At 62.2% G+C, this 22301-nt stretch carries 17 protein-coding genes; 8 read left to right on the top strand and 9 right to left on the bottom strand.

From position 1 onward, the window contains the following. On the top strand, positions 1-214 hold a 214-nt coding region (locus AC1D1Z_RS24385), incomplete at its 5' end, for an NfeD family protein (protein ID WP_477851810.1). 14 nt (positions 215-228) lie between these two features. On the opposite strand, the gene AC1D1Z_RS24380 is transcribed toward AC1D1Z_RS24385, so the two are convergent. Then, positions 229-1224 carry a KpsF/GutQ family sugar-phosphate isomerase gene (locus tag AC1D1Z_RS24380; RefSeq protein WP_130653048.1) on the bottom strand — a complete coding sequence of 332 codons (996 nt, stop codon included), beginning with the start codon at positions 1222-1224 and terminating at the stop codon, positions 229-231. A 143-nt stretch (positions 1225-1367) separates the two neighbouring features. On the opposite strand from AC1D1Z_RS24380, the gene AC1D1Z_RS24375 reads away from it, so the two are divergent. Further along, on the top strand, positions 1368-2906 hold the full coding sequence (locus AC1D1Z_RS24375) for an outer membrane beta-barrel protein (protein WP_477851809.1): 1539 nt from the start codon (positions 1368-1370) through the stop codon (positions 2904-2906). A gap of 71 nt (positions 2907-2977) precedes the next feature. Here the strand turns inward: AC1D1Z_RS24375 and galU are convergent, their stop codons facing one another. Further along, a complete protein-coding gene (gene galU / locus AC1D1Z_RS24370) occupies positions 2978-3865 on the bottom strand; it encodes a UTP--glucose-1-phosphate uridylyltransferase GalU (protein ID WP_018072820.1) in 888 nt (295 codons plus the stop codon). 204 nt (positions 3866-4069) lie between these two features. On the opposite strand from galU, the gene AC1D1Z_RS24365 reads away from it, so the two are divergent. Both AC1D1Z_RS24365 and AC1D1Z_RS24360 read left to right on the top strand, forming a co-directional pair. Then, positions 4070-5293 carry a lytic murein transglycosylase gene (locus tag AC1D1Z_RS24365; protein WP_130653050.1) on the top strand — a complete coding sequence of 408 codons (1224 nt, stop codon included), beginning with the start codon at positions 4070-4072 and terminating at the stop codon, positions 5291-5293. 174 nt (positions 5294-5467) lie between these two features. Continuing rightward, positions 5468-6700, top strand: coding sequence for an SGNH/GDSL hydrolase family protein (locus AC1D1Z_RS24360; protein ID WP_182565039.1), 1233 nt, complete (start codon positions 5468-5470; stop codon positions 6698-6700). Between the two features lie 37 nt (positions 6701-6737). On the opposite strand, the gene AC1D1Z_RS24355 is transcribed toward AC1D1Z_RS24360, so the two are convergent. From AC1D1Z_RS24355 to gltB, 3 genes are all read right to left on the bottom strand, one after another. After that, positions 6738-7370 (bottom strand): hypothetical protein, encoded by a 633-nt coding sequence (locus tag AC1D1Z_RS24355; protein WP_130653051.1) that lies wholly within the window; start codon positions 7368-7370, stop codon positions 6738-6740. Between the two features lie 268 nt (positions 7371-7638). Then, positions 7639-9093 carry a glutamate synthase subunit beta gene (locus tag AC1D1Z_RS24350; protein WP_026188524.1) on the bottom strand — a complete coding sequence of 485 codons (1455 nt, stop codon included), beginning with the start codon at positions 9091-9093 and terminating at the stop codon, positions 7639-7641. A gap of 227 nt (positions 9094-9320) precedes the next feature. Continuing rightward, positions 9321-14045, bottom strand: a complete 4725-nt coding sequence (gltB, locus tag AC1D1Z_RS24345) for a glutamate synthase large subunit (protein WP_176707503.1) — start codon at positions 14043-14045, stop codon at positions 9321-9323. Between the two features lie 538 nt (positions 14046-14583). On the opposite strand from gltB, the gene AC1D1Z_RS24340 reads away from it, so the two are divergent. Continuing rightward, positions 14584-15636 (top strand): threonine aldolase family protein, encoded by a 1053-nt coding sequence (locus AC1D1Z_RS24340; protein ID WP_018446077.1) that lies wholly within the window; start codon positions 14584-14586, stop codon positions 15634-15636. Between the two features lie 55 nt (positions 15637-15691). Here AC1D1Z_RS24340 and AC1D1Z_RS24335 read toward each other — a convergent pair whose 3' ends face one another. After that, complete coding sequence (locus tag AC1D1Z_RS24335; RefSeq protein ID WP_028733984.1) at positions 15692-16546, bottom strand: LysR substrate-binding domain-containing protein; 855 nt, start codon at positions 16544-16546, stop codon at positions 15692-15694. A 45-nt stretch (positions 16547-16591) separates the two neighbouring features. Here AC1D1Z_RS24335 and AC1D1Z_RS24330 point away from each other — a divergent pair, with 45 nt between their 5' ends. Further along, positions 16592-17641, top strand: coding sequence for a bile acid:sodium symporter family protein (locus AC1D1Z_RS24330; RefSeq protein WP_018243540.1), 1050 nt, complete (start codon positions 16592-16594; stop codon positions 17639-17641). A gap of 164 nt (positions 17642-17805) precedes the next feature. Here the strand turns inward: AC1D1Z_RS24330 and AC1D1Z_RS24325 are convergent, their stop codons facing one another. Further along, positions 17806-18276, bottom strand: coding sequence for an Hsp20 family protein (locus tag AC1D1Z_RS24325; protein WP_018072811.1), 471 nt, complete (start codon positions 18274-18276; stop codon positions 17806-17808). Between the two features lie 426 nt (positions 18277-18702). On the opposite strand from AC1D1Z_RS24325, the gene AC1D1Z_RS24320 reads away from it, so the two are divergent. Then, a complete protein-coding gene (locus tag AC1D1Z_RS24320) occupies positions 18703-19677 on the top strand; it encodes an alpha/beta fold hydrolase (RefSeq protein ID WP_018243543.1) in 975 nt (324 codons plus the stop codon). Between the two features lie 39 nt (positions 19678-19716). On the opposite strand, the gene hisN is transcribed toward AC1D1Z_RS24320, so the two are convergent. Together hisN and AC1D1Z_RS24310 are read right to left on the bottom strand one after the other, a co-directional pair. Continuing rightward, complete coding sequence (hisN, locus tag AC1D1Z_RS24315; RefSeq protein WP_018243544.1) at positions 19717-20490, bottom strand: histidinol-phosphatase; 774 nt, start codon at positions 20488-20490, stop codon at positions 19717-19719. A gap of 276 nt (positions 20491-20766) precedes the next feature. Then, positions 20767-21648: an N-formylglutamate amidohydrolase gene (locus AC1D1Z_RS24310; RefSeq protein WP_011653502.1), complete on the bottom strand. Its 882-nt coding sequence runs from the start codon at positions 21646-21648 to the stop codon at positions 20767-20769. Between the two features lie 187 nt (positions 21649-21835). On the opposite strand from AC1D1Z_RS24310, the gene cpdR1 reads away from it, so the two are divergent. Then, a complete protein-coding gene (gene cpdR1, locus AC1D1Z_RS24305; RefSeq protein ID WP_003542883.1) occupies positions 21836-22198 on the top strand; it encodes a response regulator CpdR1 in 363 nt (120 codons plus the stop codon). Positions 22199-22301: the final 103 nt, after the last annotated feature.

Raw genomic sequence — 22301 nt, 5'->3', positions numbered from 1 at the left:
GCGCAATGCCACGACCGACGAGCCCTTCCTCAATCAGCGCGGCGCCAGCCTCGTCGGCCGCACCGCCACCCTGCACGAACCGATCCGCGAGGGCCGCGGCCGAATCCGGCTCGACGATACACTATGGCAGGTGATGGGACCCGACCTGCCCGTCGGAACGCAGGTGAAGGTGGTCTCGAGCAACGGCCGCGACCTCAGAGTCGAGCCCGTCTGATCGAATGAACCTGATCAGGCAACGCCGATCCGCAGCAGGTCGTGGAAATGCACCAGCCCGACCGGCCGACGGTCGTCGTCGATGACGATCAGTGCGCCGATGTGATGCTGGTTGAGCAGTGCCAGGGCCGCGGTCGCCAGCACCGTCGGCTTCACCGTCTTCGGCGTCCGCGTCATGATATCGTCGACATCAAGCTGGGCCAGATTGCGTGTGAGATTGCGCGCCATGTCGCCCTCGGTGACGATGCCGCAGAGCCGCCCATCTTCATCCAGCACGCCGACGCAGCCGAAATGCTTGCGCGACAGCACGGTGATCGCCTCCGGCATCGGTGTGCCTTTGGCAACGAGCGGCAGCCGCTCGCCGGTATGCATCACATCGGCGACATGCATCAGGCTCGCACCCAGCTTGCCGCCAGGATGGAAGACGTGGAAATCCGTAGCGGTAAAGCCGCGCGCCTCCAGGAGCGCCACCGCCAGCGCGTCGCCGATTGCAAGCTGCATCAGCGTCGAGGTCGTCGGCGCCAGCCCATTCGGGCAGGCCTCCTGCTCGTTCGGCATCAGCAGGACGATATCGGCGGCGGTCGCCAGCGAGGACCCTTCGCTGCAGGTGATCGCGATCAGCGGAATGGAGAAGCGCCGCGTGAAGGAAATGATACTCTTGAGCTCGGCGCTCTCGCCACCTTTGGAAATCGCCAAGACGACGTCGTCGCGCGCAATCATGCCGAGATCGCCGTGATTGGCCTCCGCCGCATGCACGAAAAAGGCGGGCGTTCCCGTTGAGGCAAATGTCGCCGCCAGCTTGGCGCCGATATGCCCGCTCTTGCCGACGCCAGTGACGATCACGCGTCCGGAGATGTCGCCGATGACTTCGACGGCCCGGGTGAAAGGACCGGCCAAGCCATCGTCAAAGGCCTGTTCGAGCGCTTCAAGACCGCGTCTTTCGGTCTCTATCGTGCGTTTTGCCGACTCGAGCACGCTGTTTTCAACGAGGTTGATCGCTCTTCTGTTCATGAAGTTGCGTTAGACCTTTTCACTTTCCAAGTCCACCCCGCAGTCTTTCCGAATTGTGAACAGCGCCGGCCGCCGGCAACGAATGGTTAACCACAAGGCTTTACCTTTGGGTAAGAACCGAAAGCATGTCAGGCGCGAATTGCATGGGCCAGCCAAAACAGACGAGCAGTGTGACGCCGCTCCGCGCCATGAGCTGTGCCGTCTCATTTGCCGTGCTCACTGGCCTGCTTCTCAGCCAGACGCCAGCCTTCGCGCAGTCCGCCTCGCAGCCCGCAAACAGCCGCTCCGCCACCTCTCAGGACAACCGCGCCACCAACAATGCGGCATCCGCCGCCGGTTTCGATGACGAGACCGACGATACCGCCACTCCTGCGGCAAACGGCGCGACTGCGAACGCCGACGATGCCCAGCAGCGGCCCGCCATACCGGATGCCCAAGCCGGCGACGACATTACCGGCTCCATCCTCGACGAGGACATCCGCCGGCTGAACACCCGTGAAGCGCCGGTCGATGAGGCACTGCCGCGCCGCAGGGCTGCCGAAGGCGCCTCGACAGAGGTAACGCCGGGAATCCCGATCGGCACGTTTGTGCTCCGCCCGAGCGTCACCCAGAGCATCAACACCGAGACCACCAAGGACGGCAATACGACGCAGCGGCGCGCCTTTCTCGAAACGGATGCGGCAGCGACCCTGACCTCGGACTGGGGCCGGCATCAGTTGACCGTGACCTCGGAAGGCGCCTGGCAGAAGAATGTCAGCGGCGAGGGTGAGGAACAGCCTTCCTTCAAGATCAACAGCGACCTCAGGCTGGATCTTCCCGACGATACGACCGCGCACCTGACCGCTGGCTACAATTTCTACCGCGAGGATACGGACGATCCCGACGCCATCGCCAACGCCGCTCAGCAGTCGGACGTCCAGGAATTTTCGGCCGGCGCCTCCGTCCAGCGCGATTTTGGCATCCTGCGCGGCACGACTGCACTTGCGCTGACACGCTCGATCTATTCGGACGCTAAACTCTCGAACGGCACGACCGTCTCCCTCAGCGACCGCAATCAGACGACGGGCACGTTGCGTGGCCGTGTCGGCTACGAACTGTCACCCGCGCTCATCCCCTTCATCGAGGCCAACATCGGCCGCACGGTCTATGACGAAACGCAAGACTCCGCCGGTTACGAGCGTTCGGGCCATAGCTACGGCGCCAAGGCCGGCGTCGAGGTCGATCTCGGTGAAAAGCTGAAGGGCGAAGTCGGTGTCGGCTACGAGATGGCGGATTTCGAAGACAGCCGGCTATCCTCGATCGATACGGCCACACTCGATGCAAGCCTGCTCTGGTCGCCGATCCGCGGCACCGATGTCAATCTCGACCTGCAGACGAGCATCCAGCCCTCGACCACGGCGGGCGAAAGCGGCTACGTTTCGCACGCGCTGACGACGACGGTCACCCACCAGTTGCGCGACAATCTGGTCGGCACGATGATCGGTGGCGTAATATGGCGCGATTATCCGACGGATAGCACCATCAACGACGAGCTCGTCTATACCGCTGCGACCGGCCTTACCTGGAACATCAACCGCTATCTCGATCTCACCAGCACACTCGGCTACGAGCTGACGACGCGCAAGGAAGGCAGCGATTCGCAGCAATGGCGAGCCGGCGTCGGCCTCAAGCTGAAACGCTGAGCGCCGCGTACCCGGTTGGATACGCGGCGCTCTCGATTCCGATCTTCGGAATTATGCGCTGAGCGGGAAGCTTACTTCAGACCGGCGAGCAGCTCTCTAAAGCCGCCTTCGACGGACGGACGGATATCGGCGCGTTCGAGGGCGAAGGCGACGTTTGCCAGGATGAAGCCGTCTTTGGCGCCGCAGTCGTAGGTCGCGCCGCGGAAGTGGTAACCGGCGAAATCCTGTTCCTTCAGCAGCTTCAGCATGCCGTCGGTGAGCTGGATCTCGTTGCCGGCGCCGCGCTCCTGGGTTTCGAGGATCTTGAAGATCTCAGGCTGCAGGATGTAGCGGCCGTTGATGAAGAAGTTGGAAGGCGCCGTTCCCTTGGCGGGCTTTTCCACCATGCCGGTGATGCGGAAGCCGTCGCCGATCGCCTCGCCGACGCCGACGATGCCGTATTTGTGCGCTTGGTCGGGCGCGCATTCCTCGACGGCGATGATATTGCCGCCGCTCTGGCCGTAGAGGTCGATCATGCCCTTCATGCAGCCCTTGTCGCCCTTCATGATCATATCGGGCAGCAACAGTGCGAAGGGTTCGTCGCCGACGATCTCACGGGCGCACCAGACGGCGTGGCCGAGGCCGAGCGGCTCCTGCTGACGGGTGAAGCTCACCGTGCCGGCCTTCGGCAATTGCTGGGCGAGAAGGGTGATTTCAGCCTTCTTGGCGCGCTCGCGCAGCGTCTGTTCCAACTCGAAATGGATGTCGAAATAATCTTCAATGACGTGCTTGTTGCGTCCGGTGACGAAGACCAGATGTTCGATCCCGGCCTCGATCGCCTCATCGACGACATATTGAATGATTGGCTTGTCGACGACGGTCAACATTTCCTTCGGAACAGCCTTTGTCGCCGGCAGGAATCGCGTTCCCAACCCGGCAACCGGAAATACTGCTTTACGAACTTTGTTGTGTTGAGCCACACCCGGCCTCCTGCTTCGATCACATCGCTTTGGAAATAGAGCTTTTTAGCTTTAACTAGTATAGAATTGCTACTGTTTTGCAAATGGTGACCGCAGCGGATCGCCATGGTAAAGATTTTGTTGACTCCGTTCCTGTAGTCTCGGGTCTGGGCGGATAGGATGCCCCGCTGCACCAGAAACTGAAGATGACGGATACGACTGTCGATGACCCAGAATCACAAAAACTCCCTTCGTGGTCTTGCTCTCGCCCTCATTGTCGCTGCCCAGGTGGCACTGGTCCCCGACAACGCGAAAGCTGATTCCCGCTTCCAGAAATGGATCGCGGATTTTTACCAAACTGCCGCTCAGAGTGGCATCAGTAAGGCAACTTATCAAAAGGCCTTTTCCGGGGTGAGCGAGCCCGATCCGACCGTACTCGAAAAGGCGGCCTACCAGCCGGAATTCACCTCGAAGATCTGGGACTATGTCGATTCCCGCGTCAACCCCTATACCGTCAAGATCGGCCGCGAGATGGCTGCCAAACACGCAAGGACGCTCGCTGCGATCGAGCAGCGTTTCGGCGTCGACAAGACCATTTTGCTGGCCATCTGGTCGATGGAATCGAATTATGGCGCGGTTCTCGACAAGGACGACCGGCTGCACTACGTGCCGCGCGCCCTGGCAACGCTTGCCTACGCCGATCCGAGCCGCGCCAAATTCGCCAAGAAGCAGTTGGTCGCGGCACTGAAGATCCTGCAGAACGGCGATGTGCCGGCACGCGAGATGACCGGCTCCTGGGCCGGCGCCATGGGCCACACCCAGTTCATTCCGACAAGCTACCTGCTTTATGCCGTCGATGCCGACGGCAACGGCCACCGCGACATCTGGAATTCGGTCCCCGACGCGCTGGCGACCTCGGCCAATCTCCTGATGAAGAACGGCTGGGACACCGGCAAGACCTGGGGCTACGAGGTCGTCGTTCCCGCCGCAGTCGCCAAGCAGGCCGGCAAGACCCATACGTTGGCCCAATGGGCGGCACTCGGCCTGACACGCCCGAACGGCAAGGCCTTCCGCGAGAGCGCCACCAAAGCCATGCTGAAGATGCCGGCCGGGGCCAGTGGCCCGGGCTTCCTGATGACCGCCAACTTCTTCACCATCAAGAACTACAATGCCTCGGATAGCTACGCGCTTGCCGTCGGCTTGCTGGCCGACCAGATCGCCGGCTACGGCGGCATGCAACAGCGCTGGCCGCGCCCGGACGGYGCACTCGACATCACCGAGAAATTCGAGCTGCAGACCCGTCTGAAGACGCTCGGCTATTACAATGGCGAGGTCGACGGCAATTTCGGGTCGGGTTCGAAGGCGGCAATATCAGCCGTCCAGTCGCGCATCGGCATGCAGCCGGACGGTGAGCCCTCGTTGCCGCTTCTGAACGCACTGCGCCGCTAGATCGGGATGATCCCGGCCGGACCGGCCGGAAATCTCAATCCGCATTTCGATCAACGAAGCAGGGCATGATACCGCCCCAAAACCCCACACACTTTTCGGCATGATGCTCTACAACAGGCAGAACCGTGACCTAGATAGTAGCGGGAGTGGACGCTGGCCTACCCTGTGTGCAAGATGCCGGCAGATGCGGAACTGCCCATGACGAAGAAAACTGATCGCACCCCAATCCGTTGGCTCGTGCTCGCCTTGGCGGCGGCTTCGCTATGCCTTGGCGCTCTTGCGCCGGTGCATGTCGCCGAAGCCCAGGAGCAGCGCTATCAGCGCCGGTCGATCCTCGATTTTTTCCTCGGCCGACGCTATCTCGACGATGCGCCGCAAGCCCCTGATGTCCAGCAGCCGAGGCGCCAGCAGCGCAAGCGCCCACCGCCACCGAAGGCCGTGGTCAATACCCGCACCGCGCCACCCTTGCGGACCGTCGAAGAGGAGCCGGCGGTGCAGAAGCTCGGTGACGCCCGAACGATCCTGATCGTCGGCGATTTCCTGGCCAGCGGCCTCGGCGACGGCCTCACCGCCGCCTTCGAGACCTCGCCAGGCGTCGTCGTCGAAGCCCGCGGCAACGTCTCCTCAGGCCTTGTCCGCGACGATTATTACGACTGGCCGGAACAGCTGCCGAAGATGATCGACGAGCTGAAGCCGGCAATGGTCGTCGTCATGATCGGCGCCAACGACCGCCAGCAGATGGTGACCGATACCGCCAAGGAGAAATTCCGCACCGATGGCTGGTTCACCGAATACCGCCGCCGTGTCCTTTCTTTCGGCAAAGAGGTCACCGGCCGCAAGATCCCGCTGCTTTGGGTCGGCCTTCCCGCCTTCGAATCCGATTCGATGACGGCCGATGCCGTCCAGATGAACCAGCTCTACCGCAACCAGGTCGAAAGCATCGGCGGCGAATTCGTCGATATCTGGGATGGTTTCGTCGACGAAAACGGCAACTTCATCGTCACCGGCTCGGATGTGAACGGCCAGCAGGTGCGCCTGCGCACCTCAGATGGCATCAACCTTACCCAGGCCGGCCGGCGCAAGCTGGCCTTCTATGTGGAGAAGCCCGCCCGGCGTCTTCTCGGCACGCAGGCTAGTCCCGATCTGGTCCGCCTCGACTCCAGCAATCTGCCCGGTCTCGGCCTTCCCGACAATCCGGTCGAACATACCGTGCCGATCAGCCTCTCCGATCCCAATCTCGATGGCGGCGCCGAGCTTCTCGGCGCCAGGCCGCCGCCGATGGCTTTGACGCGGTCGCCGCGCGACCTCCTGGTCGAGCAGGGCGAAATGACGCCCGCGCCTCCCGGCCGCGTCGATGATTACCGCCTGCCTGTGGCAAAGGCGCCGGCCGAAGTCTCGGTCAAATAAAAGAGACCGCGCGAGGCGGCCCTCCGCTTCGTCCCGTCTACTTCGCCGTCGCCTGCGGCCAGCTCAGATAATAGTAGTTCGAGCCAATCAGGCCGAAGAAGGCGTTGCTGTCGTTCGTCTGGTCCACATAGCTGCCGTTTTCCTTAACGAAGGCGCCGTCGGAGCCGCGCTCCAGATGCGCATCGAGGAAGTCGCTCCAGCCGCTGACATCAATCTCCTTGCCGGCCTTGCTCTCAGTGTCCGCCTCATCGGGATCGTCGACATCCCAGGCGTTGACCGACACACCCTGCGTCGGATCGGTGATGGTGAGCGTGCCCGCTTCCAGGGCAGCCAGCATGTCGTGCGCCTTGCCGCTCTCGCCTTCGGCCGCAGCCGCATCCTGCAGCTGCTGCTTCAGCATCGACATGAAGGCGGCGCTGGTGACGTCGGCGCTATCACCCGTCGTTTCGGACTCATCAGACGTGTCGCTCTGGGCCGAAAGCGTGTCGAGCAGCCCGGAAAGAGCCTGRTTGGAAAGAAGCGAGGCGGAACTCGAATCTAGCCCGTAGCCGCTCAGAATGCTGGCGGCCGACGAACTCTGCTTGTCCTGCGAGCTGTCGTCGGAGCCGCGGAGGTTTTTCAGAGCATATTGGGCCGAAACCAGCCGCGTGCTGTCAAGTGCGGAAACCATTGGAAATGTCCTTGTCGATCATTCGCGGTCTCACGCCGCGACCGATGGTGAAATGCGTTACGGCCAAAACGGCGGGGCATCTCCGCTTCGGTCGCCGCCGGCTCCTCCTGAGCCCGCGTCCGGCGAAAAATCTCGCTTCCAGGCATTGCTTGAGGCTTGCGGCGCACGGCCTCCGCGTCAAGCGGTCGCACTACAGCGCGGCGCACCATGAAAAAACTCCGCCGGAGGGGCGGAGTTCGTGGTCTTCGGGAAGGTGTGCAGCCGACGGTCAGTTCGGCAGAACGGTCGAACCCATCAATTCCTCGTCGATGGCGCGCGCTGCCTGGCGTCCTTCACGGATCGCCCAGACCACCAGCGATTGGCCGCGGCGCACGTCACCCGCCGTCCAGAACTTGTCGACCGAAGTCTTGTAGTCGCGATCGTTGGCGACGACGTTGGTCGAGCCGCGCTTGTCGGTGTTGAGCGTCAGCTTGCCCTCGAGCTCCTTCAGCACGCTGCCGGTGAACGGCCCGCGGAAACCGATGGCGATGAAGGCGAGATCGGCCCGGATGACGAATTCCGTGCCTGGAACCGGCCGCCGGCGCTCGTCGACCTCGCAGCACTTGACGCCGGTCAGCACGCCGTCTTCGCCGACGAATTCAAGAGTCGCCACCTGGAATTCACGGACCGCACCCTCGGCCTGTGAGGAGGAGGTTCGCATCTTCGTCGCCCAGAAGGGCCAGACGGCAAGCTTGTCTTCCTTCTCCGGCGGCTGCGGCCGAATGTCGAGCTGTGTGACCTTGACGGCTCCCTGGCGGAAGGCCGTGCCGACGCAGTCCGAAGCCGTATCGCCGCCGCCGACGACGACGATATGTTTGGCGCCGGCAAGGATCGGGTCCGACGGCCAGCCGACGCTGTCGATGTTTTCGCGCCCGACGCGGCGGTTTTGCTGCACCAGATAGGGCATCGCATCATGCACGCCCGCAAGGTCGGTGCCCGGAATGCCCGCCTCACGCGGCGTCTCGGAGCCGCCGCAGTAAAGAACGGCGTCGTGATCGGCAAGCAACTGCTCGACCTTGACGTCGACGCCGACATTGACGCCGCAATGGAAGGTGACGCCCTCGCCCTTCATCTGCTCGACGCGGCGGTCGATGAAGTTCTTCTCCATCTTGAAATCGGGAATGCCGTAGCGCAGCAGGCCGCCCGGCTTGGTCTCGCGCTCATAGAGATGCACCTCATGGCCGGCGCGGCCGAGCTGCTGGGCAGCCGCCATGCCGGCGGGGCCGGAGCCGATGACGGCGACCTTCTTGCCGGTATGGACCGTCGCCGGCTGCGGCCGGATGAAGCCGAGCTCATAGGCCTTGTCGGCGATCGCCTGTTCGACCGTCTTGATGGCAACCGGCGCATCCTCGAGATTCAACGTGCAGGCTTCCTCGCAGGGCGCCGGGCAGACGCGACCGGTAAACTCGGGGAAGTTGTTGGTGGAATGCAGGTTCTGGATCGCCGCTTCCCAGTTGTTGTTGTAGACGAGGTCGTTCCAATCGGGAATCTGGTTGTGAACAGGGCAACCGGTCGGGCCGTGGCAATAGGGGATGCCACAGTCCATGCAGCGCGCGGCCTGTTTCTGCACTTCCGGGTCCGACATCGGGATCGTGAACTCGCGGAAATGGCGGATACGATCCGACGCCGGCTGGTATTTCGCCACCTGCCGGTCGATTTCCAGAAACCCTGTTACCTTACCCATGTTTTCGTCCCTTACCCTCATGACCGCCTCACCGCAGCCAATCTGTCTATCGTCAGTCCCGGTACCCGGGGCAAGTTGCTTGTCTTGACCGTCATTGGACCATATCCCCTGCAAGACATCCGTGCGATCTGAACAGCCTTCGCCGTCGGTATGATCGTCACGGGTCATTGAGATATTTTCGTCATCCGTCACCTGCAGTCAGCTGGTGACGGATGTCCCGGTGCAATTCATTCTGCGGCGATGCCCATCCGGCTGCGCTCCATTTCCTCGAGCGCCCGACGGTATTCGACCGGCATGACCTTGCGGAACTTCGGACGGTAGTCGGCCCAGTTGTCGAGGATCTGCGTGGCGCGGGCCGAGCCCGTATAGTGCAGATGGTTGGAGATCAGCTGGTAGAGGCGCTCCTCGTCATGGCGCGTCATGTCGCCAGAGACGTCGACGCGTCCCTTGTGCATGAGGTCACCACCGTGATGATGCAGCTTCTCCAGCATGTCGTCCTCCTCGGGCACCGGCTCGAGCTCGACCATCGCCATGTTGCAGCGGCTGGCGAAATCGCCGGTCTCATCGAGCACGTAGGCGACACCGCCGGACATGCCGGCCGCGAAGTTGCGGCCCGTGGCGCCAAGCACGACGACAACGCCACCGGTCATGTATTCGCAGCCATGGTCGCCGACACCCTCGACGATGGCGATCGCGCCCGAATTGCGCACGGCGAAACGTTCGCCTGCCACACCGCGGAAATAGCATTCGCCCTCGGTCGCACCATAAAGCACGGTGTTGCCGACGATGATCGAGTCCTCGGCCACGATCCTCGAATTCTCCGGCGGCCGGATGATGATCTTGCCGCCTGAAAGGCCCTTGCCGACATAGTCATTGCCGTCACCGATCAGGTTGAAAGTGACGCCGCGCGCCAGGAAGGCGCCGAAGCTCTGCCCCGCCGTGCCGCGAAGCGTCACATTGATCGTGTCTTCCTTCAGTCCGCGATGGCGGAAGCGCTTGGCGACCTCGCCGGAAAGCATTGCTCCCGCCGACCGGTCGACGTTCTTGATGCCGACCTCGAAGGCGACGGGCGTCTTGGCCGTCAGTGCCGGCTGCGCCTGCTCGATCAGCACGCGGTCGAGAATGTCGTCGATCGGGTGCTTCTGCCGGCTCGTCCAGAAGGTCTCTTCCTTGGGAGCGTCGACCTTGTGGAAGATACGGCTGAAGTCGAGGCCCTTCGCCTTCCAGTGGTTCAGCATCTCGTCCTTCTCCAGAAGCTCCGAGGCGCCGATGATCTCGTCAAGCCGGGTGAACCCGAGTGAGGCGAGGATTTCGCGCACTTCGTTGGCGACGAAGAAGAAATAGTTGATGACGTGCTCCGGCGCGCCCTTGAAGCGCTTGCGCAGCACCGGATCCTGGGTCGCCACACCCACCGGACAGGTGTTGAGATGGCACTTGCGCATCATGATGCAGCCGGCGGCAATCAGCGGCGCGGTGGCAAAGCCGAACTCGTCGGCTCCAAGCAGCGCCCCGATGATGACGTCGCGGCCGGTCTTCAGCCCGCCATCCACCTGCAGGGCGACGCGCGAGCGCAGCCCGTTCAGCACCAGCGTCTGCTGGGTCTCGGCAAGGCCGATTTCCCAAGGGCTGCCGGCATGTTTGAGCGACGTCAGCGGCGACGCACCCGTGCCGCCGTCGAAGCCGGCGACCGTGATGTGGTCGGCGCGTGCCTTGGCGACACCGGCGGCAACCGTGCCGACGCCGACTTCAGAGACGAGCTTGACCGAAACATCGGCGGTCGGGTTGACGTTCTTCAGATCGTAGATCAGCTGCGCCAGATCTTCGATGGAATAGATGTCGTGGTGCGGCGGCGGCGAAATCAGGCCGACACCCGGTGTCGAATGGCGGGTCTTGGCAACGGTCGCGTCAACCTTGTGACCCGGCAGCTGACCGCCTTCGCCAGGCTTGGCGCCTTGCGCCACCTTGATCTGCAGCACGTCGGCATTGACGAGATATTCGGTGGTCACCCCGAAGCGGCCCGACGCGATCTGCTTGATCGCCGAACGTTCCGGGTTCATCGAACCATCGGCCAGCGGCATGTAGCGGTCGGATTCCTCGCCGCCCTCGCCGGTGTTCGACTTGCCGCCGATCCGGTTCATGGCGATCGCCAGCGTCGTATGCGCCTCCCTGGAAATCGAGCCGAAGGACATCGCCCCCGTCGAGAAACGCCTGACGATATCGGCGGCCGGCTCGACCTCGTCGATCGATATCGGCTTGCGGCCGAGCGCCTCGGCGCTCTTCATCTTGAAGAGCCCGCGGATCGTGTTCATGCGCAGCGCCGAATTGTTCACCATATCGGCGAATTCGCGGTAGCGATCCTCGGCATTGCCACGCACGGCATGCTGAAGGGCGGCGACCGCATCCGGCGTCCAGGCATGGCTTTCGCCGCGCATGCGGTAGGCATATTCGCCGCCGATGTCGAGCGTCGTGGCAAGAAGCGGATCGGTGCCGAACGCAGCGTTATGGCGGGCGACGGTTTCTGCGGCGATCGCCTCGAGGCCGACGCCTTCGATCATCGTCGCGGTTCCGAAGAAATACTTGTCGATCAGTTCCGACTGCAGGCCGATCGCATCGAAGATCTGCGCGCCGCAATAGGACTGGTAGGTCGAGATGCCCATCTTCGACATGACCTTGAGGATGCCTTTGCCGACTGCCTTGATGTAGCGGTAGACAACTTCGGAAGCATCCACTTCCTTCGGGAATTCGCCCTTGGCATGCATGTCGAGCAGCGTGTCGAAGGCGAGATAGGGGTTGATCGCCTCGGCGCCGTAGCCGGCGAGCAGGCAGAAATGATGGACCTCGCGCGGTTCGCCGGTCTCGACGACGAGACCGACCGAGGTGCGAAGCCCCTTGCGGATCAGGTGATGGTGCACGGCAGCCGTCGCCAGCAGTGCCGGAATGGCGATCCGGTCCGGCCCGATCTGGCGGTCGGAGAGCACGATGATGTTGTAGCCGCCCTTGACCGCCGCTTCCGCGCGCTCGCAGAGCCGGTCGAGCATCTCGGGCATGCCTTCGGCGCCACGCTCGATATCATAGGTGAAATCGAGCGTCTTGGTGTCGAAACGATCTTCCGTATGGCCGATCGAACGGATTTTCTCGAGATCGCCATTGGTCAGGATCGGCTGGCGAACCTCGAGCCGCTTGGCGTTCGCCGCGCCCTCGTGGTCGAGAATGTTCGGCCGCGGCCCGATGAAGGAAACCAGGCTCATGACCAGTTCCTCGCGGATCGGGTCGATCGGCGGGTTGGTCACCTGCGCGAAGTTCTGCTTGAAATAGGTGTAGAGCAGCTTCGGCTTTTCCGACATCGCCGAGATCGGCGTATCCGTGCCCATCGAGCCGATCGCCTCCTGGCCCGTCGTCGCCATCGGCGACATCAGGATGCGTGTATCCTCGAGCGTGTAGCCGAAGGCCTGCTGGCGGTCGAGCAGCGACACGTCGCGGCGCAGCGCCCGCGGCTCGACCGGCTTCAGGTCTTCGAGGATCAGCTGGGTGCGGTTGAGCCAGCTGCGATAGGGATGCGCCGTCGCAAGCTGCGACTTCACCTCGTCGTCGGAGATGATGCGGCCTTCTTCCATGTCGATCAGCAGCATCTTGCCCGGCTGCAGGCGCCACTTCTGGATGATCTTCTCCTCCGGAACCGGCAACACCCCGGCTTCGGACGCCATGATGACGCGGTCGTCATCGGTGACGAGGTAGCGCGCCGGCCGCAAGCCGTTGCGGTCGAGCGTCGCGCCGATCTGCTTGCCGTCGGTGAAGGCAACGGCAGCCGGCCCGTCCCAGGGCTCCATCAGCGCCGCATGATATTCGTAGAACGCCTTGCGTTCTGCCGCCATCGACTGGTTGCCAGCCCAGGCCTCCGGGATCAGCATCATCACGGCATGCGCCATCGAATAACCGCCGCGTACCAGGAATTCGAGTGCGTTGTCGAAGCAGGCCGTGTCTGACTGCCCCTCGTAGGAGATCGGCCAGAGCTTAGAGATGTCCTCGCCGAACAGCGGCGAGGAGACCGAGGCCTGGCGCGCCGCCATCCAGTTGACGTTGCCGCGCAGCGTGTTGATCTCGCCGTTATGAGCGACCATGCGGTAGGGATGCGCGAGCTTCCACGACGGGAAGGTGTTGGTCGAGAAGCGCTGGTGCACCAGGGCGACCGCGCTTTCGAAGCGCGGATCCGACAGGTCCTTGTAATAGACGCCGACCTGATAGGCCAGGAACATGCCCTTGTAGACCACCGTCGCCGACGACAGCGACACCGGATAGAAATTGCTCTCCTCGCCGTCGAACTCGTCATAGATGCGGTTGGAGATGACCTTGCGCAGCGTGAACAGCCGACGCTCGAACTCGTCGTTGTTTTCGGCATCCTCGCCGGCGCCGATGAAGACCTGCACATGGTGCGGCTCGGTTGCGGCAATGGCCGGCGCCTTGGAGAGCGAGGAATTGTCGACGGGCACGTCGCGGAAGCCGATGAAGACCTGACCTTCCTCGGTGATGACGTCCTTGATCACCTTCTTGAAGTGCTCGATCTGCTTTTCATCGCGCGGCATGAAGATATGGCCGACGCCATATTCGCCGACCGGCGGCAGGGTGATGCCCTGCTCGGCCATCTCCTCGCGGAAGAAACGGTCGGGGATCTGCACCAGGATGCCGGCGCCGTCACCCATCAGCGGATCGGCGCCGACGGCGCCACGATGTGTCAGGTTTTCGAGGATGAACAGGCCATCCTTGACGATCTGGTGTGACTTCTGGCCCTTCATATGCGCGACGAAGCCGACGCCGCAGGCATCATGTTCGTTGCGCGGATCGTAGAGGCCCTGTTTCTTCGGCAGGCCGGAGGCGGATTTGGACATATTGGCCGTCGCGCGCAGCTCTGCAGCAGCAAACCGGTCAACTTCCATGGATGGCGTCTTCGTCATCATCTTTCCTCCTGTCGAAGCCCGCGGGGCCGCGGGCGGCTTTTCGTCCCGCGCCGCAACCCGAAGATAGGTTCGGCGCATGACAGCGCTGTTGCATTGTGAAGATCGGCCGCAGACATCTGCTTTAAAGGAAAGCAAACCGTCGCGTTCCGCGCCTGCCATTCGCCTCCGCGCGCCGCCCTTGAGGCTTGACGCTCGGAAGAACTATAGCGTGAAAGCCGTTCTGTTCCAGGGCTTTCGGCGCCTCTTCGGTCATAAAGGCCAAAATAGGACAGCAACACTGTCCTAATTCATCAGTTCTATGCCAGAAAGCATTCGGCTCTGCAAGAGCGCTCCGTCAAAAAACGTCAATTTGCGACGGAAGATTGCCTGGGTAGCGGCGATGACGAAAGAAAATTACGTTGAGCCGTATTATTTTGTTTATTGATTGCGTAGTTCAATTTCCGTGATGTGTCGCAGGCGACAACCTTGATCCTGTGAAGCTTTGGCGTAATGTCCGCTGCGGACTTGCCACCCCCTTCCTTTCTCACGGTTTCCCCACATGTTCTTTGCTTCCGATAACTGGGCCGGCGCCCACAAATCCATTGCCGAACGTCTGCTGACGGAATCGACCGGCTTTGCCGCCGCCTATGGCACCGGCGATCTCGACAGAAAGGTCGAAGCCCGTTTTTCCGAGATCTTCGAGCGTGAGGTTTCGATCTTCTTCGTCGCCACCGGCACGGCCGCCAACTCGCTGTCGCTGGCAAGCGTCCAGCGCCCCGGCGGCATCACCTTCTGCCATTCCGAGGCCCATGTGATCGAGGATGAATGCGGTGCGCCGGAATTTTTCTCCGGCGCCGCCCGCCTCGTTGCCGTTGACGGCGAAGCCGGCAAGATCGACCCGGCGAAACTTTCGGCGAAGATCGCAAGCTTTCCCGAGGACGCCGTCCATCACGGCCGCGCCAGCGCGGTGACCATCACCCAGGCGACCGAGATCGGCACCGTCTATTCCCTGCCGGAGATCGGTGAGATCGCCGCCATATCAAGGAAGCGTAATCTGCCGCTCCACATGGATGGCGCCCGCTTCGCCAACGCCCTGGTTGCACTCGGCGCCACCCCGGCCGAAATGACCTGGAAGCGCGGCGTCGACATGCTGTCCTTCGGCGGCACCAAGAACGGCTGCTGGTGTGCCGAAGCGATCATCTTCTTCAATCCGGATCAAGCCCGGGAAATGCCGTTCATCCGCAAGCGCGCCGCCCAGCTCTTCTCCAAGTCGCGTTTCATCGCCGCCCAGTTCGATGCCTATTTCGAAGACGGTCTCTGGCTCGATCTCGCCCGTCATTCGAACGGCATGGCCGACCGGCTGCGCGCCGGTATCGGCACGAGCAACTCGGCTCGCCTGGCCTGGCCGACCGCATCCAACGAAGTCTTTGCTGTGGTCAGCAAAAGTGCCGCAAAAATTGCGGAGGAAAAGGGGGCCAAATTTTACGAGTGGCCGGTCCCGGCGGCAACGCCCGAACTCGTTTCCGAAAGCGAAACCCTGATCCGTCTCGTCACCAGCTTCGCGACCACCGAAGCGGATGTCGATGGCTTCTTGAAGTGCCTGGCCGCCTGATCGCCTGCTCGAAAGGCCTGCCGGCTTGGCAGGCCGTTCGGTGACGGGCAAGGATTCACGCCGACCTCAGTCCCCTCACCTTTTGCAGAATATCCTCCGACAGTGCTGAAACCAGTGCCTGGTCGGCTCCCTTACGCGGCACCAGCACGAATTCCACGTCCTCCAGCACCGGAAGTCTTCCCGCAGCGATCTCCTTCAGGCCTGATGGTGCCATGCTGCGCGGCTGCACCAGCACGCCCATCCCGGCTCGCGCCGCTGCAGTCAACCCGCTCAGGCTGCCGCAGGTGCAGACGATCCGCCACGGCACCCTGTTTCGCCCGAGCGCTTCGAGCGCGATCACCCGTGTGACGCTCGGCGGCGGAAAGGCGATCAGCGGCAGAGGCCCTGAGGCGAGCACGCGCTCGGGATCGCGCGCCAGCCAGACGAGCGGCTCGCGATAGACGAGTTTTCCGCGCGCATCGCCGAGCCGACGCTTGGCGAGCACCAGATCGATCTCGCCATTGTCCTGCATCTCGTAAAGCACACCGGAAAGCGCAACCGTCAGCTCCAGGTCGACCGATGGATGCGAACGCACGAAATCCTCCAGCACCGCCGGCAGCTGACTGGTGACGAAATCCTCCGATACGCCGAGCCGCAGACTGCCGCGCAGGCTGTTGCTCTTAAACAGCGACTGCACCTGCCCCTCGATCGAAAGCATGGCGCGCGCATGCGACAGCAGTGCCTCGCCATCGCCGGTCAACATCACCTTATGGGTGTCGCGCGCCAGCAGCCTGCGCCCGAGCGCCGTCTCCAGCCGCTGGATGTGCTGGCTGACCGTCGACTGCCCGAGGCCGAGCCTTTCCGCGGCGAGCGTGAAACTGCCCATCTGCTCGACGGCGACGAAACTGCGCAATTGCGAAAGGTCCAGCATGATCCATATTCTCGATAACTGTTATTCCTTGCATCCTGGATCATAATGGACGACAGAACAATGACTGTTTTATCACGCCGCGAGATCGCCATGCGCCGCTTTCTGCCCGATACATTCACCATCCTGCTCGTCTGCACCGTCATTCTCGCGTCGCTGCTGCCGGCAAGCGGCACATTCGCGGATTATTTCGGTATCGCCACTGACCTTGCCATCGCGCTGCTGTTCTTCCTGCATGGCGCCCGCCTGTCGCGCGACGTCGTCATATCAGGCCTGCTGCACTGGCGCCTGCATCTCGTCATCCTGCTGACGACCTTCGGCATTTTCCCGCTGCTCGGCATGGCGCTCGGGCTGATCCCCGACACGATCCTGCCGCAGCCGCTTTATCTCGGCATCCTCTTCCTCTGCGTGCTGCCGTCGACGGTGCAGTCGTCGATTGCCTTCACCTCGATGGCGGGCGGCAACGTACCGGCCGCCATCTGCTCGGCCTCGGCATCCAACATTTTCGGCATGTTCCTGACACCGCTGCTCGTCGGCCTGCTGTTTTCCGTCGGCGGCCATGGCGGCTTCTCCTTCGACGCATTGGAGCAGATCCTGCTGCAGCTGCTTGCCCCCTTCATTGTCGGCCAGATCCTGCAGCCGTGGATCGGTGACTGGATCCGCGCCAAGAAGAAGATCCTGATGCCTGTCGACCGCGGCTCGATCCTGATGGTCGTCTATCTCGCCTTCAGCACGGCGGTCGTCGAGGGCCTGTGGCACACCTTTTCGATCGCCGATATCGCCGTCGTCATCGTCGCCGACATGGTTTTGCTGGCGATTGTCCTAGTGCTGACGATGTTCGGCAGCCGCTGGCTGGGCTTCAACAAGGCCGACGAGATCACCATCACCTTCTGCGGCTCGAAGAAGAGCCTCGCGAGCGGCGTACCGATGGCGAACGTCATCTTCGCCGGCCAGTCGATCGGCGCGATCGTGCTGCCGCTGATGCTGTTCCACCAGATCCAGCTGATGGTCTGCGCCGTCATCGCCCAGAAATACGCCGCCGCCGCGGCCCGCCGTGCAACGGACAAGGAAATCGACGAAGCCGCCAGCCCGGCATGAAGCATGTCGCGCAAAACTGTGCAGCGGTTTTGCGACAACGACATGCGTAAAAATAAGGAGCGAAAGCGCGATGAGCGAATCTGAAAGATCGCGACGCGCTTTAAGCCGCAATAGAAAAACGGCGCCTAGAAGAGCGCCGTTCATTTTTTCCGATAAGGATCTGATTAGCCGTTGATGATCTGCGCTTCGATGGCCTTCGGAGCCTCGACCGGTTCTGCAGCAATCGTAATCTTGCGGGGCTTCATGGCCTCGGGAATATTGCGCAGAAGGTCGATGTGCAGCAGGCCGTTCTTCAGCGAAGCGGCGGTCACCTCGACATGGTCGGCAAGCTGGAAGCGGCGCTCGAAGGCGCGCTTGGCAATGCCGCGGTAGAGGAATTCGCCGCTTTCGGCAGGTTCCTCGTTCTTTTCACCCTTCACGGACAGGACATGGGCATGGGCTTCGATCGAAAGTTCGGTCTCGTCGAAACCGGCAACCGCCATGGTGATGCGATAGGTGTTTTCACCGGTGCGCTCGATATTATAGGGCGGATAGGTCTGCGCCTGCTCCGGCTGGGCAAGGCTGTCGAGCATGGTGAAGAGCCGGTCGAAACCGACGGTCGAACGATAAAGGGGAGAGAAGTCTACGTGACGCATGATGTCCTCCTGTGGAAGCGACGTGTTGCGATGAAGTGCCCCTGAGACCCCATCTTTGGCGGCCTTGGGACGGTTGCGCGGGCCCTGTTCGGCACCCGCAGAAAGGAGATGGTGATGGGATTCGAGGAGTTCAAGACCTTTCCGGAATCGCCTTGATCAGCCCGTGAACCCCGCATGAACGACCGGTTCGGAGCGCGTTCAGGCACATTCGCCTAGAAATTTCCGCGTCGGGTGAATCTGGTCCCGATGGCTGAAGTGCATCCGTCCCTTCTTCTTCAGCCTCAACTTCGGCCGGCCGCGAGCACCCTCATGCTCCTGCCGGCCCTTTTCCTCCAGCCGGCCTTGCGAGCGCCACCGCTTTCCAATCCGGATGCCGTGCGCTATCCCTGAAGGCGAAGCAGTCAGCAGCGGCGCATTGGCAAAGTCATGGATCAGGTTCTCTATTCGACGCCCGACAATCCCGCCCCGGAAAACCGCACGGAGGGGTTCTTCGAAACCCATGACGGCCACCAGCTGCGTTACGCCGTCTTCCGCTCGAGCGCTCTGGTCGCCAAGGGCACGGTCGTCATCCTGCATGGCCGCAACGAATATATCGAGAAATATTTCGAGACGATCCGCGACCTGACGGCCAAAGGCCTCTGGGTCGCGACCTTCGATATGCGCGGCCAGGGCGGTTCGCCGCGGCTGCTGAAGAGCCGCAACCACGGCCACATTCGCCGCTTCGTCGATTACGAGCGTGATCTCGACACCTTCCTCGAAAGGGTGGTGCTGCCGGATACCCGCCTGCCCTTCTATCTGCTCGCGCATTCCACAGGCGGCCTGATTGCGCTGTCGGCCGCGCCCTATCTCACCACCCGTATCGATCGCATGGTGCTGTCGGCGCCCTTTATCGGCCTGACCGGCCAATCGGTCTCGCCTCGCGTCATCCGCGCTCTGGCCGGCACGCTGACGGCCCTCGGCCTCGGCTTCCTGCCGCTGACCTCGAAACTGAAGGAGCCGAACTTCAGCGACAATCCGCTGACCTCGGACGAACACCGGTTCGAGCGCAATGTTGCGATGATGAGGGCTCATCCGGAACTGACGCTCGGGCCGCCGACGGCCCGCTGGCTGATCGAGGCCTTTCGCACGATGGACCGGGTCACCTCGCCCTACCATCTCTTTTCCATCACCATCCCGACCATCGTCATCGCCCCGACGCGTGACGGTGTCGTGCCCTACACGGCGCAGGAGCGGCTTTCGCGTTATTTCCGCGCCGGCCAGCTGGTGCCGATCAACGGCGCCCGCCACGAGATCTTCCAGGAGCGCGATATCTACCGCGCTGCCGCCCTTGCGGCCTTCCACGCCTTCATTCCCGGCAGCGATGCCGAAGAAAACCAAGAAGTCGCCGCCCTCGGCACATGACCGGCCAGCATTGCTGACCGCGGAATCAGCACGGCGGGATCACCGCTGCAGAACGGCGATCGCCTGTTCGTAGACCGCCCGGCTGCCGGCGGCGATGATCGAGCCGCCGTTCTCAGGCCGTCCGCCGTCCCAGGTGGTGATGATGCCGCCTGCCCCCTCGATGACGGGAATGATGCCGCCGACGTCATAGGGTTTCAGACTGTTTTCGATGACGAGATCGATATGGCCGGCGGCAAGCAACGCATAGGCATAGCAGTCGCAGCCGTAGCGGAAGAGCCGCACCTGGCTCTCGATCTCGCGGTATTTCTCCATCTCCTCGCCGACAAAGAGATGCGGCGAGGTGGTGAACAGGATGGCGTTCGAAAGCGCATCACACTGGCGCGTCGCCAGCCGCCGCTCGCCCTCCGGCCCGGTATAGATCGAGCCGTTCTGGTCGGCGAAATAGCGCTCGCCGGTAAAGGGTTGCTCGATCATGCCCATGATCGCCCTGCCATCCCTCTGCAGGCCGATCAGCGTTCCCCACACCGGCACACCGGAGATGAAGGCACGCGTGCCGTCGATCGGATCGATCACCCAGACATATTCGCGGTCGAGCCCGACATTGCCATGTTCCTCGCCGAGAATGCCGTGGCCGGGGAAACTCTCCTCGATCAGCGCCCGGATGGCGAGTTCGGCCGCCCGGTCACCTTCCGTCACCGGATCGAAACCGGAGGAAAGCTTGTTCGTGACATCGAGGCCGGAGCGGAAGCGCGGCAGCGTCTCGGCTCGGGCGGCTTCCGCCAGGCGGTTGAAAAACGAACGGTCAGGAAACATGATGGATCCGTTTGGCTGGCGGGAGTGGCGCTTTTCATAGCGAAAAGCAATGGGAATGCAAACGCAGCAGGCAATTTGGCACTAACTGCCCAAAGATATCGCAGCGCAATATATTGCTTGACATTTGTGCAATGCAATAGTAGCGTCTCCATACAGTCTTCTGACTGTAAATACCCTCCTTGGGTGTTTCCTCCCTAGACTTAGCCGCGCTCACAAGCGCGGTTTTTTTTGGCCGGGAAGACGAAGGCCAGACGTCAGCGACATCGAAAAAGAGATCTATTCGGCGGCCAGCGCCCGCTCACCGGCAAATTTCTCAACATATTCCGCCATCTGCTGCATGAAGTCCGTGACCGCATCAGCCACCGCAGCGAAATCCTCGCGTTTCTCCAGAGTCAGCTCATCGACGTAGATCGCCCGGTTCACCTCGATCTGCAGCGCGTGAAGGCCGCGCGAGGGGCGGCCGTAATGTTCCGTGATGAAGCCGCCGGCATAGGGCTTGTTGCGGATCGCAGCAAAACCCATTTCCTCCAGGATGGCGATGGCTGCGCGCGAAAGTTCGGCCGAAGCGCTGGTGCCGTAGCGATCACCGATGATGAAATCAGGTCGCGCAGTGCTGCCGGCGACGCGCACATTGCCGGGCATCGAGTGGCAGTCGATCAGCACGCCGAAACCGAACTGCACATGCGTTCGCGCGATCAGCCGTCGAAGCGCCGCATGATAGGGCTTGTAGACCGCTTCGACGCGGTCGAGCCCCTCCTGCACCGGCAGGCGCCGCGCATAGATCTCCATGTTCTCGGCGACGATGCGCGGAATGGTGCCGAGCCCGCCGGCGACCCTGAGCGAATTGACATTGGCATAGGGCGGCAGCAACCCGTCGAACATCCGCGGATCGAGCTCATAAGGCTCGCGATTGACGTCGAGATAGGCGCGCGGAAAGTTGGCTGCCAGCAGCGGCGCGCCGAGTGCGACGGCCGAGCCGAAGAGCTCGTCGACATAGTGATCCTCGGAACGGCGGATGGCGATGCCCTCAAGCCTGGACTGAGCGATAAATTCCGGTGGATAAATGCGGCCGCTATGGGGGGAGTTGTAGACGAAAGGAATGGTCTGCGACACGGGCTCATGGACCTCAAAAAGCTCGTATTCGCGTATTTCCGGCACTTTCGGCCCTCTTTACCATGTCATGAACTGACTGCTTGGCCCATGTTGCCAGTTGCCCGGCCGCAAGTCCATACTATGTAGGAGGGATGGCGGTCACGCACAGACAATTCACCGGTTGTTTACCGGGTAAAGACTAGTGTAAACGGCTGGCAGCCCACCAAAAACCTATGGATCGCGGTCTGGATTGATGACTCAGAAGATACTTCTCGCCGAAGACGACAACGACATGCGCCGCTTCCTGGTGAAAGCGCTCGAAAAGGCCGGCTACAAGGTCCTTTCCTATGACAATGGCGCCAGCGCCTATGACCGGCTGCGCGAGGAGCCGTTTTCCCTGCTGCTGACCGATATCGTCATGCCCGAGATGGACGGCATCGAGCTGGCGCGACGCGCCACCGAGCTCGACCCCGACCTGAAGGTGATGTTCATCACCGGTTTTGCCGCGGTGGCGCTCAACCCTGATTCGAAGGCGCCGAAGGATGCCAAGGTCCTTTCGAAGCCTTTTCACCTGCGCGATCTCGTCGATGAGGTCAACAAGATGCTTGCCGCGTAAGGCTTGCCGGGCGGCGCGTCACAAAACTGAAAAAAGCCTATTGACGGCTCCGAAGGTTTTGTGATCTATGCGCCGCCATCGGATGGGCGTGTAGCTCAGCGGG

Source organism: Rhizobium sp. P1_E1 (assembly GCF_056406015.1).
Note: the sequence above shows the minus strand (reverse complement) of the source record. Positions and strands in the feature narration are given on the sequence as shown.

Excerpts from the sequence above, each read along its gene's own strand:
- AC1D1Z_RS24380 (WP_130653048.1), bottom strand. The coding sequence starts at position 1,224 with ATGAACAGAAGAGCGATCAACCTCGTTGAAAACAGCGTGCTCGAGTCG.
- AC1D1Z_RS24375 (WP_477851809.1), top strand. The coding sequence starts at position 1,368 with ATGGGCCAGCCAAAACAGACGAGCAGTGTGACGCCGCTCCGCGCCATG.
- AC1D1Z_RS24360 (WP_182565039.1), top strand. The coding sequence starts at position 5,468 with ATGCCGGCAGATGCGGAACTGCCCATGACGAAGAAAACTGATCGCACC.
- AC1D1Z_RS24350 (WP_026188524.1), bottom strand. The coding sequence starts at position 9,093 with ATGGGTAAGGTAACAGGGTTTCTGGAAATCGACCGGCAGGTGGCGAAA.
- gltB (WP_176707503.1), bottom strand. The coding sequence starts at position 14,045 with ATGATGACGAAGACGCCATCCATGGAAGTTGACCGGTTTGCTGCTGCA.
- AC1D1Z_RS24340 (WP_018446077.1), top strand. The coding sequence starts at position 14,584 with ATGTTCTTTGCTTCCGATAACTGGGCCGGCGCCCACAAATCCATTGCC.
- AC1D1Z_RS24335 (WP_028733984.1), bottom strand. The coding sequence starts at position 16,546 with ATGCTGGACCTTTCGCAATTGCGCAGTTTCGTCGCCGTCGAGCAGATG.
- AC1D1Z_RS24330 (WP_018243540.1), top strand. The coding sequence starts at position 16,592 with ATGGACGACAGAACAATGACTGTTTTATCACGCCGCGAGATCGCCATG.
- AC1D1Z_RS24325 (WP_018072811.1), bottom strand. The coding sequence starts at position 18,276 with ATGCGTCACGTAGACTTCTCTCCCCTTTATCGTTCGACCGTCGGTTTC.
- AC1D1Z_RS24320 (WP_018243543.1), top strand. The coding sequence starts at position 18,703 with ATGGATCAGGTTCTCTATTCGACGCCCGACAATCCCGCCCCGGAAAAC.
- hisN (WP_018243544.1), bottom strand. The coding sequence starts at position 20,490 with ATGTTTCCTGACCGTTCGTTTTTCAACCGCCTGGCGGAAGCCGCCCGA.
- cpdR1 (WP_003542883.1), top strand. The coding sequence starts at position 21,836 with ATGACTCAGAAGATACTTCTCGCCGAAGACGACAACGACATGCGCCGC.